The organism is Undibacterium sp. WLHG33 (assembly GCF_049544815.1).
Classification (GTDB): Bacteria; Pseudomonadota; Gammaproteobacteria; order Burkholderiales; family Burkholderiaceae_D; genus Undibacterium.
This window is the reverse complement of the sequence record NZ_CP186697.1, coordinates 1,749,994-1,766,307: the sequence shown is the minus strand read 5'-3', so window position 1 is coordinate 1,766,307 and position 16,314 is coordinate 1,749,994. Positions and strand designations below refer to the sequence as shown.

Annotated in this window: 15 protein-coding genes and 2 tRNA genes; 6 read left to right on the top strand and 11 right to left on the bottom strand. The window is 47.4% G+C overall.

Features of this window, described 5'->3' with window-relative positions; all coding sequences use genetic code 11:
- Nucleotides 1-3 precede the first annotated feature (3 nt).
- Genes fliP through ACOTSW_RS08085 form a run of 4 tightly spaced genes read left to right on the top strand, consistent with a single transcriptional unit; the run spans nt 4 to nt 3,427 of the window.
- Nucleotides 4-771 carry a flagellar type III secretion system pore protein FliP gene (fliP, locus tag ACOTSW_RS08100; protein WP_423682280.1) on the top strand — a complete coding sequence of 256 codons (768 nt, stop codon included), beginning with the start codon at nt 4-6 and terminating at the stop codon, nt 769-771.
- 8 nt (nt 772-779) lie between these two features.
- Entirely contained in the window at nt 780-1,049 is a 270-nt protein-coding gene (gene fliQ / locus ACOTSW_RS08095) for a flagellar biosynthesis protein FliQ (RefSeq protein WP_186883524.1), read from the top strand.
- Nucleotides 1,050-1,059: 10 nt separating this feature from the next.
- On the top strand, nt 1,060-1,881 hold the full coding sequence (gene fliR, locus ACOTSW_RS08090) for a flagellar biosynthetic protein FliR (RefSeq protein ID WP_423682074.1): 822 nt from the start codon (nt 1,060-1,062) through the stop codon (nt 1,879-1,881).
- 16 nt (nt 1,882-1,897) lie between these two features.
- Nucleotides 1,898-3,427, top strand: a complete 1,530-nt coding sequence (locus ACOTSW_RS08085; RefSeq protein WP_423682073.1) for an NAD(P)H-hydrate dehydratase — start codon at nt 1,898-1,900, stop codon at nt 3,425-3,427.
- Between the two features lie 2 nt (nt 3,428-3,429).
- Here ACOTSW_RS08085 and cysE read toward each other — a convergent pair whose 3' ends face one another.
- From cysE to rnr, 3 genes are all read right to left on the bottom strand, one after another.
- Nucleotides 3,430-4,170 (bottom strand): serine O-acetyltransferase, encoded by a 741-nt coding sequence (gene cysE, locus ACOTSW_RS08080; RefSeq protein ID WP_423682072.1) that lies wholly within the window; start codon nt 4,168-4,170, stop codon nt 3,430-3,432.
- 93 nt (nt 4,171-4,263) lie between these two features.
- Complete coding sequence (rlmB, locus tag ACOTSW_RS08075) at nt 4,264-5,007, bottom strand: 23S rRNA (guanosine(2251)-2'-O)-methyltransferase RlmB (RefSeq protein ID WP_423682071.1); 744 nt, start codon at nt 5,005-5,007, stop codon at nt 4,264-4,266.
- 21 nt (nt 5,008-5,028) lie between these two features.
- Nucleotides 5,029-7,500, bottom strand: coding sequence for a ribonuclease R (rnr, locus tag ACOTSW_RS08070; RefSeq protein ID WP_423682070.1), 2,472 nt, complete (start codon nt 7,498-7,500; stop codon nt 5,029-5,031).
- A 152-nt stretch (nt 7,501-7,652) separates the two neighbouring features.
- Between rnr and ACOTSW_RS08065 the strand changes: the two genes are divergently transcribed.
- Together ACOTSW_RS08065 and ACOTSW_RS08060 are read left to right on the top strand one after the other, a co-directional pair.
- Nucleotides 7,653-7,737: transfer RNA gene (locus ACOTSW_RS08065), tRNA-Leu, on the top strand.
- Nucleotides 7,738-7,887: 150 nt separating this feature from the next.
- Nucleotides 7,888-7,972, top strand: a tRNA-Leu gene (locus ACOTSW_RS08060).
- A gap of 126 nt (nt 7,973-8,098) precedes the next feature.
- Here the strand turns inward: ACOTSW_RS08060 and ACOTSW_RS08055 are convergent.
- From ACOTSW_RS08055 to der, 8 genes are all read right to left on the bottom strand, one after another.
- Nucleotides 8,099-8,641 carry a phosphoribosyltransferase gene (locus tag ACOTSW_RS08055; RefSeq protein ID WP_423682069.1) on the bottom strand — a complete coding sequence of 181 codons (543 nt, stop codon included), beginning with the start codon at nt 8,639-8,641 and terminating at the stop codon, nt 8,099-8,101.
- Between the two features lie 13 nt (nt 8,642-8,654).
- Complete coding sequence (locus ACOTSW_RS08050; RefSeq protein ID WP_423682068.1) at nt 8,655-9,968, bottom strand: adenylosuccinate synthase; 1,314 nt, start codon at nt 9,966-9,968, stop codon at nt 8,655-8,657.
- Nucleotides 9,969-9,971: 3 nt separating this feature from the next.
- Nucleotides 9,972-11,123 (bottom strand): ATP phosphoribosyltransferase regulatory subunit, encoded by a 1,152-nt coding sequence (locus ACOTSW_RS08045; protein WP_423682066.1) that lies wholly within the window; start codon nt 11,121-11,123, stop codon nt 9,972-9,974.
- Between the two features lie 115 nt (nt 11,124-11,238).
- Nucleotides 11,239-12,141: a protease modulator HflC gene (gene hflC, locus ACOTSW_RS08040; RefSeq protein WP_423682065.1), complete on the bottom strand. Its 903-nt coding sequence runs from the start codon at nt 12,139-12,141 to the stop codon at nt 11,239-11,241.
- A complete protein-coding gene (gene hflK / locus ACOTSW_RS08035; protein ID WP_423682064.1) occupies nt 12,141-13,394 on the bottom strand; it encodes an FtsH protease activity modulator HflK in 1,254 nt (417 codons plus the stop codon). Before hflK ends, hflC begins: the two co-directional genes overlap by 1 nt.
- 30 nt (nt 13,395-13,424) lie before the next feature.
- Nucleotides 13,425-14,555, bottom strand: a complete 1,131-nt coding sequence (hflX, locus tag ACOTSW_RS08030; protein WP_423682279.1) for a GTPase HflX — start codon at nt 14,553-14,555, stop codon at nt 13,425-13,427.
- 38 nt (nt 14,556-14,593) lie between these two features.
- Nucleotides 14,594-14,830 (bottom strand): RNA chaperone Hfq, encoded by a 237-nt coding sequence (hfq, locus tag ACOTSW_RS08025; protein WP_186883535.1) that lies wholly within the window; start codon nt 14,828-14,830, stop codon nt 14,594-14,596.
- A 141-nt stretch (nt 14,831-14,971) separates the two neighbouring features.
- Nucleotides 14,972-16,312, bottom strand: a complete 1,341-nt coding sequence (der, locus tag ACOTSW_RS08020; RefSeq protein WP_423682063.1) for a ribosome biogenesis GTPase Der — start codon at nt 16,310-16,312, stop codon at nt 14,972-14,974.
- Between the last annotated feature and the right edge of the window lie 2 nt (nt 16,313-16,314).

Below are 16,314 nucleotides of genomic sequence, written 5' to 3'. Positions count from 1 at the left end.
CGCATGAAAATCCTGCGCTCTTCGCTTCTTTACTGTTGTCAGATTCTCGTTCTGATCGCACTCATCTTCCCCGATATTGCTGCCGCTCAGTCTAACGGCGCGTTACAGGCAATTACGAGCACTCCTGCTGCGGGTGGCGGACAAAATTACTCGCTGAGCATACAAACACTGCTATTCCTGACGGCTCTCAGTTTCATCCCTGCGGCGCTGCTGATGATGACTAGTTTTACCCGCATCATCATTGTCTTATCGTTGCTACGTCAGGCATTGGGAACGCAGTCTGCACCGCCGAATCAGGTGATGGTCGGGCTGTCACTGTTCTTAACCTTATTTGTAATGGGGCCTGTCTTCGACAAAATTTATGCAGAAGCCTATACACCCTTCGCGGAAAATAAAATTTCCATGATGGAAGCGATGGATAAAGGGGCGGCGCCACTCAAGCAATTCATGATGAAACAAACCCGCCAGGCGGATCTCGCCTTGTACGTCAAATTATCCAATACCCCGCAATTGCAGGGACCTGAAGAAGTATCGTTGCGAGTATTGATTCCGGCTTTTATTACCAGTGAATTGAAAACAGCTTTTCAAATCAGCTTCGCTATTTTCATTCCATTTCTGATTATTGATATGGTCGTAGCCAGTGTCCTGATGTCCATGGGTATGATGATGGTGTCCCCCTCCATCGTATCACTGCCGTTCAAACTCATGCTGTTTGTTTTAGTGGATGGCTGGCAGTTAATCATAGGCTCTCTGGCGCAAAGCTTTTATTAAGGACAAACATGACCCCCGATAGTGTAATGATGCTTGGCAGGCAGGCAATTGAAGTGACTTTACTGGTATCAGCACCTATGCTGCTGGTAGCATTGGTAATAGGTCTGTTAGTCAGTATCTTTCAAGCGGCAACCCAGATTAACGAAACGACTCTTTCTTTTATTCCAAAGCTGGTCGGCATTTTCGTCACGCTGATTATTGCCGGGCCGTGGATGCTGACCATACTCACTGATTACATGAGACAAGCATTCACCAGCATCGCAACGATGGCCGGATAAACTATCTGCTATGCTTTCCGTCGGCAGTAATGAGTTAATCGCTCTCATCACGTCGTTCATCTGGCCTCTGACGAGAATTCTGGGGATGATTGCCATCACCCCTCCATTCGGCAATAACACGGTTCCGGTACAAATTAAAATAGCTCTCGGAGTCATGATTGCGCTCATTGTTGCACCTACAATTTCTGTCCAACCAGATGTTGATCCTGTCTCGCTCGCGGGGATAATGATCATCGCCCAGCAACTCGTGATCGGTCTGGGTATGGGGTTTGTAATACGCATTGTTTTTGCTGCAGTCGAAATGGCCGGTGAGGTATCGGGATTAACGATGGGACTGGGTTTTGCTACTTTTTTTGATCCACTGAGCCAAGGACGATCCTCTGCTATTGCGCAATTTCTGGTATTGCTGGCAACCTTGATTTTCCTGACATCAAATGCGCATCTCGCATTACTCAGCGCATTGATTGAAAGCTTTAAAACAATACCGATATCAACAACACTGCAAAGCGGATTCAATGTTCACAAGCTTGTGATCTGGGGTGAACAGATTTTCATCACAGGACTCAGGCTGGCATTGCCGATTGTGGCAGCGCTGCTTGTAATTAACGTTGCACTTGGAATACTGACCCGTGCCGCGCCTCAACTAAATTTATTTGGTATCGGTTTTCCAATCACGATCGGCGTTGGCTTCCTGATGGTAGGTTTGATATTGCCGTATCTTCTGCTGCCGATTGAAAATTTATTTCAGCAAGGTTTGGAAACGATACAATCTTTAGGAACATCGGCCACATCAGCTTCAACACCACAATTAAGACCTCCCCACAACAAATAATGTGACGGATAAACCAATGCCTGACTACTTAACACTCTTTTCCTCAGAACAAATCAGGCAGCTGGAGACGCTGGGAAATCAGCGAAGCCTTGGTACATCGTTGATGCAAAAAGCGGGAAAAGCTGCCGCTGATTTTGCCATGACCCTATCAAAACAAACCGATGCTCCTGTTCTGATTGTGGCAGGACCAGGGAACAATGGAGGTGATGCTTGCGAGACTGCAGCCAATTTAGCTGCAAACGGATTCAGCGTCAGCATTCTGCTTTGCGCTGATCCTCAAAAATACTTACCTGAAGCGCACTTTTGTTTTGAACACGCGATCACCAAAGGCGCAAAAATTATTGCACCTGAAGAGTTTCTTGCGCTCCAAAACACAAGTTGGAGCCTGATCATAGACGGTCTGTTCGGCATAGGACTTACCAGAGAAATTACTGGTATCTACGCCGATGTCATTGTCAGGCTGAATTCCCTGTCCAGTAAAAATAGTATCCTCGTACTGGCACTCGATACTCCCAGCGGATTAGATACAGATACCGGTGTGGTGCATGGTCAGCAGCACATCGCGATACGTGCGGACTATACGCTGACATTTATAGGAAACAAACCTGGGTTACACACGGCCGATGGTAAAGACTACGCGGGCAAAGTCATCGTTTGTCATTTAGAACTCCCTGAATATATCTACCCGATTAGCAGTTGTGTTTTAAATTGCCCGAATAGTTTCGAGTTCGTTATGCCTGAACGTAGACAGAACAGTCATAAGGGAAGCTACGGCAACGTCATCATTATCGGTGGTGCCGACGGCATGACAGGTGCTGGAGTACTCGCTGCGAGAAGTGCGCTATTTTCAGGTGCGGGTAAAGTGTTTATCGGATTCATTCAGCCAATAATCAGTTACGACCCTTCTTACCCGGAAATTATGTGCCGGGATGCGAAAGACTTAGAGTATGCAACAGGGGTAGTTGTTGCGGGCCCGGGCATGGGGAGTTCTGAAGCCGCCAGAGACATTCTGAATGCAATATTAGACGCAGGCACGCCATTGGTACTTGATGCCGACGCACTTAATCTGATCGCAGCAGATAACGCGCTTCAGAAAAAGCTCAGTAACAGAACCACTGCATCTGTTCTTACTCCGCATCCATTAGAAGCAGCCCGTCTTCTAGGGAGCACCGTAAAAGAAATTCAGCAAAACCGTTTGTCTGCTACAAAACAGTTATCGTCGAGATTCAACGCAGTCGTAATCCTGAAAGGCGCCGGCAGCATCATCGCAAGCCCTGATGGTTCTTTGCGTATCAATACAAGCGGCAATCCGGGATTGGCAACTGGCGGCACTGGAGATGTGCTGGCAGGCCTCTGCGGCGCCTTGTTAGCGCAAGGATTTCACTGTTTTAATGCTGCTCAACTGGCGACATGGATACACGGTAATGCCGCCGACAAACTGGTCAGCAAAGGAACAGGTCCTTTGGGAATATGTGCCAGCGAATTGCCGGTTGAGATCCGGAATGGCCTTAACTCACTAGTACACTCGCGCCATAGTCAGGTATAGGTTTACTCAACCAGACTGTTAATTTGTTCTGGATTTAATTTTTCAGTCGCCTGCTCACAAACAATCCCGGCACAAGAAATCGCAGCGGTTAATTTTTCAATTTGTTCTTGTTGCGACACCGCGTGATCAATCAACTTATGTAACACTTTAGAAATCGGATCGTCACTGCTCTGCGTAACGCCATAGGCTGAAAACAAACTATCGGTGACCGTATCATTTGCACTGGGTTCTTTTTTGACGATATGCGCAGGATTACCCACCGCAGTTGCCCCCGCAGGAACAGGCTTCAGCACAACAGAGTTAGAACCGATTTTTGCTCCGGCACCTATCGTAAAACTCCCCAACACCTTGGCTCCTGCACCGACAATGACACCGGCTTCAAGGGTTGGATGCCGCTTTGCGCCGCGTGATAAAGATGTTCCGCCTAAAGTCACGCCCTGATAAATCGTACAGTCATCACCAATTTCTGCAGTCTCACCGATGACAACGCCGAAACCATGATCGATAAACACCCGGCGACCGATGGTAGAACCGGGATGAATTTCAATGCCGGTAACCACGCGCGCAATATAAGAGATGAAACGTCCCAACCACTTGAGTCCATGAACCCAGCACCAATTTGCCCAGCGATGCATCACAATCGCCTGAAAACCGGGGTAACAAGTCATCACCTCCCATGCATTCCGAGCGGCCGGATCTTTCTTAATAATGCTGGCAATATCTTCACGAAAATGACTGAACATGTGACGGTGCAAAAAATAGACAGGCTAGGATAGTAGCTTATTCAGAAAAAGTGCGCCGAAGCGCACTTAAAAACATCGAGTATCAGTCGGCATTCAAACTGATTTACTTAAACGCTGGCGCCGCGCTTCATATAAACAAACACCGGACGCAACGGAAACATTCAGGCTCTCAACAGAACCGAGCATGGGAATACTGACCAGAACGTCGCAGGTTTCTCTCGTCAGTCTGCGCATCCCCTCACCTTCAGAACCCATCACCAGAGCGCTGCCACCTGTAAAGTTCACATCGTAGATTGTCTGATCCACGTCATCCGATGTTCCCACCAGCAAAATGTCCCGCTCTTTCAGTTCTCTTAATGTGCGGGCCAGATTGGTCACAGTGATATAAGGTACGGTTTCTGCGGCACCGCTGGCTACTTTTGCGGCTGTTGCATTCAATCCTACCGCACGGTCTTTTGGTGCAATAACGGCATGCGCGCCGACACCATCAGCAACACGCAAACATGCCCCCAGATTATGTGGGTCAGTGATGCCATCAAGCACCAGTAGTAATGGCGGACCATCAATTGCATCCAATAACTCATCAAGATTCCGTGCCAGGGATAACTCACCTGCCTTCGCGACGACACCTTGATGGCGACGGGTACCAACGATGTTAGATAAACGCTGATCGTCTGCAGGGATGATTCGGATTCCCGCAGATTTAGCCGCATGCAAAAGCTCCTGCATGCGCCTGTCACTGCGTCCGGAGTCAACATAAATTTCTTCCACAGACGATGCTTCGTGACGAATACGTGAAGTCACCGCGTGGAAACCAAAAATCATTTTACTTTTCATATTGCTCTTTACTAAATTAACTTAACGTCTTTTTTTTGCCGTTTTCCCTGCAGACTTACCGTGGGACGGCGATTTATTTTTACCGGTAACAAGGGATTTTTTAGACGACTTTGCAGGGCGAGAGCCTGACGGACGCTCAAATTCCATAGACTCAATGACTGATCCCCGTCTTGTGCCAGAAACTACTTTTCCAGCAGGCACAGGGAACGAAGAAGCATTTCTTTTTTTGTCAGCTCCAGATCCGCGACTAACAGCAGCATTAGCGGAAACATTTTGAACCAGGCTCAAATCAATTTTACGGGCATCAAGATCTACCCGGCTTACCAGCACCTTTACTTTATCGGTCAATTGATAACGCTTCCCAGTGCGCTCTCCGCGCAATTCGTGTCTGGCTTCGTCGAACTGGAAGTAATCAGCACCTAGCTCGGTAATATGGACCAGGCCTTCGATGAAAATATCGTCTAACTGAACAAAAATACCGAATTGTGTCACGCCGGTAATCGTGCCCGTAAACTCTTCACCAAGTTTGTTTTTAATGAAGTAGCATTTCAACCATGCTTCTACGTCCCTGGATGCTTCGTCGGCGCGACGTTCGTTTGCAGAGCAATGTGTTCCCAACGCGTCCCAGATCGTGAGATCTTTCTCAGCCTTCTTTTTACCCGCGGCTTTATCTGCTGCCTGCTGCTTACGCGCAGCATTTGAAACTGTAGTGTTCAACAAACTAAGGTTAATGCCCTTTGGTTCGTAAACCTTTCCTTGCAAAACAGCCTTGATGGCTCTGTGCGTCAGCAGATCCGGATAACGTCTGATAGGACTGGTGAAATGTGCATACGCCTCATAAGACAAGCCAAAATGGCCTATATTGTCAGGACTATATACCGCTTGCTGCATGGAACGCAGCAACATCGTCTGCAATAGTTGTGCGTCTGGACGTCCTTTAACCCTCTCCAGCAACGCTGCATAATCAGATGCAGTTGGGCTGTCACCACCACCAAGAAATAAACCGACCTGTTTCAGAAAATTTCTGACCTGAGTAAGCTTTTCCTTGGTAGGACCAGCATGTATCCGGTAGGTACCGGGGTGTTTGTAGGTTTCAAGCAAATTCGCGGCACATACGTTGGCGGCCAACATACATTCTTCGATCAACTTATGTGCGTCATTTCTTGTGCGTGGAACGATTTTTTCTATCTTGCCCGCGGCATTACAGATAATGTACGTTTCCGTAGTTTCAAAATCAATCGCACCACGCGCCTGACGGGCTCTCAACAAGGACTGAAACACGGCGTATAAATTGCTCAGGTGTGGCACCAACAACATACGCTTGGCAGCAGCTGTTCCTTTCGTATTCCCGAGAATTTCAGCTACTTCAGTATAGGTAAACCGTGCTGCCGAGTGAATTACCGCCGGATAAAACTGATAAGCCTTAATCTCACCGTCTTGCGTGATCACCATATCGCATACCAGCGTCAGCCTATCCACATCGGGATTCAATGAGCACAATCCGTTCGACAGTTTTTCAGGCAACATCGGAATTACGCGACGCGGGAAATAAACGGATGTGCTGCGCAACAGCGCATCTTCATCCAGTGCATCATTCGGTGTCACATAGTGGCTGACGTCAGCAATAGCAACTATTAGACGATGGCCATTGGCGCGCCCGATCTTTACTGGTTCACAGTAAACCGCGTCATCAAAGTCACGCGCATCTTCACCATCAATCGTAACCAGTGGAATGTCACGCAGATCAACTCTGTTTTCCAGGTCTTTAGCCTGCACTTCAGATGGCAATTTTGCTGCCATTTTTTTTGCAGCATCCGAAAACTCGTGAGGAACACCAAATTTTCTGACGGCAATTTCTATCTCCATTCCAGGGTCGTCGATATCCCCCAGAATCTCGACAATTTTCCCGACTGCTTGTGCGTAACGGGTGGGTTGCTCAGTCAACTCTATACTGACTACCTGCCCGGCCTTCGCTTTACCGGGTGAACCTGCGAGCAAAATATCCTGGCTATAACGTTTATCCTCCGGTGCAACAATCCAAACACCATTTTCATTTAATAAGCGACCAATAACATGCGTATTAGCACGCTCCAGTATCTCAACGATACTACCCTCCAGCCGCCCGCGCCTGTCGGTGCCGGTAACTCTCGCAGTCACACGATCACCGTGCAATACCTTCTGCATTTCCCGTTCCGGCAAAAATAAATCTTCGCTGCCATCATCAGGAATCAGGAAGCCGTAACCGTCCCGATGGCTGCTGACCTTACCAGAAATAAAGTTGTCCTGATTCGCCAGCACGAAATGCCCGGACTTATCAGATGCAATCTGACCATCACGCTCCATCGCGTTTAATCGTCGCGTCATACCATCAAGCTCCTCGGTTTTTACACCCAGCCTGGCTGCAATAGCATTTGCTGTCAGCTTTACTTTAGTTGTACGCAAAACACCTAAAATATCTTCGCGACTCGGAATTGTGTATAAATGCTTGTTCAAATGTTGTCAATTTCTATAAAAGTTAAATCATGCCCCGAATATACAAGACATCTGTGCAGTTTACCGGAGCGCACGTTATTTAGCTAACGATTGTTAAGCAGACCAGGTTCTTGACTTAATCCAGAAATAATCTATAATAAGCGCCTTCTGTCGCCCACGTGGCGGAATTGGTAGACGCGCATGGTTCAGGTCCATGTGCCGCAAGGTGTGGGGGTTCGAGTCCCTCCGTGGGCACCAAATACTGAAAGCCCGTTGATTTTATCAACGGGCTTTCTTCATTCCAAGAGCGATTTTCATCGCACATATGCGAACACAAAAACTAATTCAAAATTTTAATTGAAGGCATAGCAAATTAATCGCGGTTGCTCTATAATAATGCCTTCTGTCGCCCACGTGGCGGAATTGGTAGACGCGCATGGTTCAGGTCCATGTGCCGCAAGGTGTGGGGGTTCGAGTCCCTCCGTGGGCACCAAATACTGAAAGCCCGTTGATTTTATCAACGGGCTTTTTCTTTTTCCAGAAAAAACTTCAATCAGCAGCTGAGCAAAATCTGGCAAATAAAAAACGGGAGCATCGCTCCCGTTTTTTATTTATGAAATTAGGCAGTCTCGCCTTTTTTCAGCCAGGCATTCAATTGATGCGGCCTGATACTGTCATATTCTTCAAATGGTTGATGGATCCATGGGTTTGTCGCAAGATAATCAAGATGAAAATCAGGTGCCACCGAAGAACACGCTTTGTACCAAATCACGGCCGACTTAACATCAGTCACTGCTGGGAAATTTTCACGTAAGTGATGCAGAACACGCTCAAGTGTCACGCCAGAGTCAACCAGATCATCGACAACCAGAACGCGTCCCTGCAAAGAACCTTTAGTCATCGAAATATACTTACCGATATCCAGAGAGCCCTGCACAGTACCCGCATCCTCTCGATAAGAACTCGTCGAAAGAATCGCCAAAGGAACGTCGAAAATTCTGGAAAAAATATCCCCAGGTCGCAGACCACCACGGGCAAGACACAAAACCTGGTCAAATTTCCAACCAGACTCATGCACTTTGAGAGCCAATTGCTCAATAGAGCGATGGTAGGCATCCCAGGAGACCCATAGATCTTTATCCGTAGAAGCAGGTGTATTCATTTTTATTTTTCCTTTAGATAAACGGATGGCGTAATACGATAGTCTCTTCACGGTCAGGACCGGTAGAGACCATATCTACAGGCACTCCGACAAGCGCCTCGATGCGCTTAATGTAGTTGCGGGCATTCTCAGGTAAGGCTTCCATACTCTTTGCACCGACCGTCGACTCTGACCAGCCAGGCATTTCTTCGTAAATCGCCTCGCACATTGCCGCCTCTTCTGCGCCAACCGGGAAAATATCAACGATTTTTCCACCCAGCTTATAACCAGTACACAACTTCAACGTTTCAACACCATCCAATACATCAAGCTTGGTCAGGCACATACCTGACACGCCATTAATTTGCACAGACCGCTTCAGCAATGCTGCATCAAACCAACCGCAACGGCGCGCGCGCCCAGTCACCGTACCAAATTCATGCCCTACACTCGCCAGATGCTGTCCTACCCCCTGATCCGTCGGCAACTCAGAAGGGAAAGGACCGGAACCAACGCGCGTCGTATAGGCCTTAGTTATACCGAGGATGTAATGCAGCATGTTCGGACCAACACCGGTACCCGCAGCAGCATTACCAGCAACACAATTACTGGATGTAACAAAAGGATAAGTGCCGTGATCGACGTCCAGCAAGCTCCCTTGCGCTCCCTCAAACAGCAGGCTTGCACCAGCCTTATGAGCAGCATACAAAGCACTGGAAACGTCAGTAACCATAGGACGAATCCGAGGCACCAAAGCTAGCGTATCATCCAGTGTCTTTTGATAATCAACCGCTGGCGCCTTGAGATAATTCGTTAACACAAAATTGTGATAATCCAGATTTTCCTTCAACTTCTCAGCAAAACGCTCGGCACTTAATAAATCAGCGACGCGGATTGCACGACGTGCAACTTTATCTTCATAGGCAGGACCAATTCCCTTACCCGTGGTACCAATTTTTGCGGCACCGCGAGCTGCTTCACGAGCCGCATCCAGCGCAGCATGGTAAGGAAGAATAACCGGGCATGCCTCAGAGATTTTGAGACGGGAAACAACCTCCACACCGTTTGCCTGCAATTTATCAATCTCACGCAAAAGATCAGGAACAGACAAGACTACGCCATTACCGATATAGCAAGCCGTTCCTTCACGCATAATTCCGGAGGGAATTAATTGCAGCGCCGTCTTTTGCCCACCAATCACCAGCGTGTGACCGGCATTGTGACCGCCTTGAAACCGCACCACTCCCTGGGCATGATCTGTCAGCCAGTCAACAATTTTTCCCTTACCCTCATCGCCCCACTGAGTACCAATGACGACGACATTTTTCGCAATTTTATTGTTTGACATTACTCAACCTACATTTTGAAGAATCCATTGTTTACCATCGAATACGACTACGCGATTGCAGTCAAACTCGTCTTGTTCATTCTCGTGTCCCGGGAGGCTTTGAATCACTACTTCACCATCACTGCGTAACGCCGCTATTTTCAGCAATAATCCTGCGTCACGGCTCCAGGGGGCGCGGATCGCCCCTTTTCTCTCTGCAACCGGCATCAGACGCGCAAGCTCACGCAAATCCAAAGAGAAACCTGTTGCGGGCCTGGAACGACCGAAAGCCTCACCAACATGATCATAACGCCCGCCACGTGCAACGGCATTTGGCAAACCCGGAACGAACGCGCTGAACATAACGCCACTGTGATAGTGATAGCCTCGCAGATCGGCGAGATCGATCGTCACCTTATCGTTACCAACCAGATTAGCGAGGTACTCGAGCTCAGAAAGTGCAGATATAACGCCGCCCAAGTTCGGCAGTTCTTGTCGCGCCCGGCCGATCACAGACACATCACCATATAAAGTCGGCAAAACCAGCAAAGCCTGCTTGACCTCAGGAGAAAAACCTTCACTGATATTTTTTAAACTTGGAATATCTTTAGATTCCAGCAAAGCAAACAGAACGTTCTCTTGCTGCTTAGCTAGCGGATCCGTTTCCAGTATGGCGCGCAACACGCCTACGTGGCACAAATCCAGACGAACTTGCTCAATGCCAGCCAACCTTAAACACGCAAGTACCAGCTCCTGGATCTCGGCATCAGCCTCAAGTCCTGCGTGTCCGTATATTTCAGCACCAATCTGGATTGGCTCCCGTGTTGCATGTAAACCGGATGGCTTTGTGTGTAATACGTTACCGGCGTAGCAAAGACGGGTTACCGAACTGCGGTTTAAAAGATGGGCATCAATGCGCGCAACCTGGGTCGTCATATCTGCACGAACCCCCATCGTACGGCCAGACATCTGATCAACGAGTTTGAATGTGCGTAAGTTCATATCCTGACCAGCGCCAGTCAGAAGAGACTCAATATACTCCAGCAACGGAGGCATGACTAATTCATAACCATACAAACGGAAATGATCGAGAAAAACACGTCGCAAATCTTCTATCTTGCGAGCCTCGGAGGGCAAGACGTCAGCAATATTTTCAGGTAAGAGCCAGTTAGGCATGAAAAACAATCAAAAATTAAAAAAAGAAAGTTTGAACTTTATAGTACTCATCCGGCAAACAGCGATCTGCGCCCAAATGACGCAGATCGCTGTTTAATCAGAATATGTATAAGTATTACTTAGATTTCGCTGCAGAGCCAGCATTAACAGAACTGCCGGGGGCTTTAAAATATTTGAAAAACTCAGAACTTGGATCAACGACAACAACATCACTCTTATTTTTAAAGCTCGCTTTGTATGCCTCCAAGCTTCTGTAAAATTTATAGAACTCTGGATTCTGACTAAATGCCTGTGCATAAATTCTTGAGGCTTCAGCATCACCCGCACCGCGCATTTGCTCTGCTTCACGGTAAGCTTCGGCGAGTATCACGACCCGCTGACGATCCGCATCAGCCCTGATCTTTTCCGATTCGGCCGAACCCGTAGAACGAAGTTCATTCGCCACGCGCAGACGCTCAGATTTCATACGGTCATAAACAGAATTATTAATCTGCTCAACATAATCAACGCGTTTCAAACGAACGTCGATGATATCGACACCAATTTGCTTGGCTTCTTCGGTCACTTTACTTTTGATCGCTTCCATGACTTTTCCGCGCTCTCCTGAAATCACCTCACGAACAGTACGCTTGGTAATTTCATCATTCAGTGCGGCTTTTACGATCTGAGACAGCCGGTCTTTTGCCCTTCTCTCGTCACCACCAAAGCTCACATAGTACAGCTTTGGTGCAGTAATTTGCCATTTCACATAAGAGTCGACAAGAATGTTTTTCTTTTCTGCCGTGATAAAACGGTCAGCTTCAGCCGAATCAATCGTTAAAATACGCTTATCGAGCAACAAAACATTTTGGAATGGCGGAGGTAATTTGAAGTGCAGACCGGGCTCGCTGATGACCGATTTAACTTCTCCAAACGCAAATACAATGGCATGCGATTTCTGATCGACAATAAAAATCGTTGAATAAGCGACCAGAAGAGCAGCGACTAACGCCGTAAAAAATGAAATCAGCTTATTCATCAGCGCACCTCTCTGTCACGTGAATCACGAGTATCTCTGGTACGCCCATCTTTGTTGTAACGCATCTCCACAGAAGGAATCTGCTCTGCCGGGGCTGGCGCAGCTGGCTGAGCCACAACTGGCTTAGAGCTATTTGATTCAGAGGCCATCATTTTATCAATAGGCAGATAGATCATATTATTACTTTGCTTTGTATCCATCAGAACTTTACTCGTGCTCGCAAAAATCTGTTGCATCGTTTCGAGATACATCCTGTCCCTCGTCACTGCAGGTGCCTTCTGATACTCACTTAATACCTGCTTAAAGCGGGACACATTACCCTCTGCATTTGCGACAATCCGTGACCGATACCCTTCTGCTTCTTGCAACGTGCGTGAAGCTTCACCGCGCGCCTTTGGAATCACGTCATTGGCGTAAGCCTGGCCTTCGTTTTTTTGCCGCTCTTTATCCTGACCTGCTTTGACTGCATCATCGAATGCAGCCTGCACCTGCTCTGGTGGCTGGACACCCTGCATTGTGATATTCGTGATCTGAACACCAGCCTTGTAGCGCCCCAATATCTGTTGCATCAGAGTGCCGACATCCATGGCCACTTTTTCTCGCCCTTCGTACAGGACGAAATCCATCTTGCTTTTCCCCACAATCTCACGGATCGCCGTTTCTGCAACCTGGCGGATCATTTCATCCTGGTCGCGATTGTTATAGAGCCACTCAGCAGCACTTTTCAATTTGTATTGAACTGCAAACTGAATGTCCACAATATTCTCATCATCAGTCAGCATTAAAGACTCATGCGCCTGCTTGTTCTTAACATTCGAACGATAGCCCACTTCGATCGTACGAACCTGTGACACATTCACAATTTCGTGATTCTGAATCGGATAAGGCCAACGCCAATTCATACCCGCACCATTAACATGGCTGTACTTTCCGAAAGTGGTCACAACGGCGTTCTGTCCTTCCTGCACGATAAAGATACCGCTGACCAGCCAGACAAAAACAAAAACGAGCGCGACCGCACCGACGCCAAATTTCGCCGTCGAGGAATTTGGGTTGAACCCACCACCATCACCACCGGTTTTTTGCCCTAAAAAACGCGATAAACGCTGATTCAGATCTTTCCAGACCTGCTCAAGGTCAGGAGGAGTTTCGGCAGGTTTCTTACCGCCTTGATTATTGTTTGATCCACGCCCCCACTGAGGATCGTTCAGTGACAACGTAACACCAATTTTTTTTAGAATTGAACCAATCATTCTTCAGATATCCAATGAGTAATGTTCGAACTACTGGAGATTAAAACGAACGTCGTCAAATTGAGGAGTTAATTTTTCATCTGACATTTGCAGCGCTTTCACAGAGGCGAAATCAGCGATTGCATCGCGTAACAGACTTAGTCCGGCGCTGGTGCGGGCACTCAAAAAAACCCGATCGATTTTACCATATTCATTATAGGCAACCGACGGTTCCAGACCAGCCAGATCAATCTTATTAAACACAATCAGTTGAGGAATATGGTCCGCACCAATCTCTTTCAATACCTGATTCACCTGAAAAATTTGCTCTGTTCTGACGGGGCTGTTTGCATCAACCACGTGCACCAGCAAATCAGCGTGAATAGTTTCTTCCAGAGTGGCTCGGAATGCCGCGACCAGTTGATGAGGCAATTCACGGATGAAGCCAACCGTATCTGAAATAACAACGCTCCCAGCCTCGCCAAGGTAGAGACGTCTGGATGTTGTATCCAGGGTTGCAAACAACTGATTTGCAGCATAAGCACCGGCTTTTGTCAGCGCATTAAACAATGTTGACTTACCTGCATTTGTGTAACCAACCAATGAGACCGAGAATGTTTTACTGCGATCACGTGATCGACGCTGGGTTTCACGCTGCTGACGTAACTTATCCAGCTTTGCTTTGAGCATCTTGACGCGCTCACCCAAGAGACGCCTGTCTGTCTCGAGCTGAGTCTCACCCGGCCCACGCAAGCCAATACCGCCCTTTTGCCTTTCAAGGTGGGTCCAGCCGCGAATCAACCGCGTCGCAAGATGCTGCAGCTGTGCCAGCTCAACCTGTACCTTACCTTCATGACTTTTTGCTCTCTGAGCAAAAATATCAAGAATGAGACTGGTACGATCAATAACACGGATCTTGAGACGACGCTCCAGATTTCTTTGTTGAGCAGGAGATAAAGCGTGATTAAAAATAACGAGATCAAGCTCAGAATCAGTAACAGCAGCATACACCTCATCGGCCTTACCTGAGCCGATAAACAAAGCTGCATCTGGACCAGACCTTTTGCAAGTAATTGTCGTTACAACGTCCGCTCCGGCAGATTGTGCTAGCAGTGAAAGCTCTTCGAGACTGTCAGCAAAACCTTCTTTGCCGAAATCAACACCGACCAAAGCGGCGCGCATATTTAAAGACATGTATCCAAATGATCAGCAGCCAAAGATTACTCTGCCTCAGCTTCGGAATTTATACTCACAGCACGCGCAGGCACTACAGTGGAGATAGCGTGTTTGTAAACCATTTGCGTCACTGTATTTCTCAGCAACACGACATATTGATCGAAAGATTCAATATGTCCCTGTAACTTAATACCATTTACCAGGTAAATAGATACTGGGATATGTTCTTTACGCAGTGCGTTCAGAAACGGGTCTTGTAACAGTTGCCCTTTGTTGCTCATAACAGCTCCATTGTGTTGTTGTGATCAGGAGTTTGGGATCATCTTGCATTTTTCAAGTAATCCACCCGACATTACAGATATCCGTAATGTTTTTTAGTTCAATTCGCACGGTACTGTATCATGCGAGACCGTTTAAACTAATTACTTCGTTTTATCAAACGGATTCTTACCAGAGCGCATTTCTATTCTCAGAGGCGTACCCACTAACGAAAACGTTTCCCTGAAATGCTTTTCCAAGTATCGTTTGTATGCATCACCGACCGCCTCCAGCGCATTGCCATGAATGACAATAATCGGCGGATTTTGTCCACCCTGATGAGCATAACGCAATTTTGGCCTGATCGAGCCCTTGCGTTTAGGTTGCTGATGTTCAACAGCTTCAATCAGGGCACGAGTCAATTTTGGTGTAGATAAATTCGCCATCGCAGCAGCGTAAGCAGAATCGATCGATTTCATTAATGGGCCAATACCTGTCGATTTCAGCGCGGAAATGAAATGGAATTTAGCGAAAGTGAGGAAATTTAACTTTCGCTCGATGTCCATTTTAATTTCATCGCGTCTATCACTTTGCAAGCCATCCCATTTATTCACTCCAACAACCAGGGCCCGGCCTGATTCAAGAATAAATCCCGCAATATGCGCGTCTTGTTCAGAAATATCCTGCTGTGCATCCAGCAACAACAAAACGACATTTGCCTCAGAAACAGATTGCAGGGTTTTAACAACTGAAAACTTTTCAATTGCTTCGAAAACCTTACCACGTCTGCGAATACCGGCGGTATCAATCAATGAATAATGTTTTCCATCCCTCTCGAACGGAATCTCAATCGAATCACGCGTTGTCCCGGGCATGTCAAAGGCAATCACACGGTCTTCACCAAGCAAAGTATTTACCAAAGTCGATTTACCGACATTCGGACGTCCGACAATCGCAATCCGGATACCCTTAACATCTTCCTCAGATGGTTCTGATTCTGGTGGACGTTGAGAAAACGCAATATTCAGCGACTCTTCCACCAGGTCAGCAACACCGTCACCATGAGCGGCTGAAATCACATACGGATCACCAAGTCCAAGCTCATAGAAATCTGCTGTTACTGAAGAATATTTCATACCCTCAGCTTTATTGACAACCAACATCACCGAGCGACCTGACTTACGCAGAAAATCTGTAATAGTTTTATCGTGCGGTGTCAGCCCCTGACGTCCGTCGACGATAAAAATAATGATATCAGCTTCAGCAACTGCTTGCTTGGTCTGCTTTGCCATTTCATGCAAGATACCATCTTTCGCTACTGGCTCAAACCCGCCGGTATCAATTACCAGAAAAGGTCTTTCACCAATACGCCCCTCGCCATAATGACGATCGCGTGTCAGCCCTGGCAAGTCAGCCACCAAAGCATCGCGTGAACGGGTAAGCCGATTGAACAGCGTGGATTTGCCGACATTTGGTCGACCTATAAGTGCAATAACCGGCTTCATTT

Coding starts and splice junctions, on each gene's coding strand:
- fliP (WP_423682280.1), top strand. CDS start 4: ATGAAAATCCTGCGCTCTTCGCTTCTTTACTGTTGTCAGATTCTCGTT.
- fliQ (WP_186883524.1), top strand. CDS start 780: ATGACCCCCGATAGTGTAATGATGCTTGGCAGGCAGGCAATTGAAGTG.
- fliR (WP_423682074.1), top strand. CDS start 1,060: ATGCTTTCCGTCGGCAGTAATGAGTTAATCGCTCTCATCACGTCGTTC.
- ACOTSW_RS08085 (WP_423682073.1), top strand. CDS start 1,898: ATGCCTGACTACTTAACACTCTTTTCCTCAGAACAAATCAGGCAGCTG.
- cysE (WP_423682072.1), bottom strand. CDS start 4,170: ATGTTCAGTCATTTTCGTGAAGATATTGCCAGCATTATTAAGAAAGAT.
- rlmB (WP_423682071.1), bottom strand. CDS start 5,007: ATGAAAAGTAAAATGATTTTTGGTTTCCACGCGGTGACTTCACGTATT.
- ACOTSW_RS08055 (WP_423682069.1), bottom strand. CDS start 8,641: ATGAATACACCTGCTTCTACGGATAAAGATCTATGGGTCTCCTGGGAT.
- ACOTSW_RS08050 (WP_423682068.1), bottom strand. CDS start 9,968: ATGTCAAACAATAAAATTGCGAAAAATGTCGTCGTCATTGGTACTCAG.
- ACOTSW_RS08045 (WP_423682066.1), bottom strand. CDS start 11,123: ATGCCTAACTGGCTCTTACCTGAAAATATTGCTGACGTCTTGCCCTCC.
- hflC (WP_423682065.1), bottom strand. CDS start 12,141: ATGAATAAGCTGATTTCATTTTTTACGGCGTTAGTCGCTGCTCTTCTG.
- hflK (WP_423682064.1), bottom strand. CDS start 13,394: ATGATTGGTTCAATTCTAAAAAAAATTGGTGTTACGTTGTCACTGAAC.
- hflX (WP_423682279.1), bottom strand. CDS start 14,555: ATGCGCGCCGCTTTGGTCGGTGTTGATTTCGGCAAAGAAGGTTTTGCT.
- hfq (WP_186883535.1), bottom strand. CDS start 14,830: ATGAGCAACAAAGGGCAACTGTTACAAGACCCGTTTCTGAACGCACTG.
- der (WP_423682063.1), bottom strand. CDS start 16,312: ATGAAGCCGGTTATTGCACTTATAGGTCGACCAAATGTCGGCAAATCC.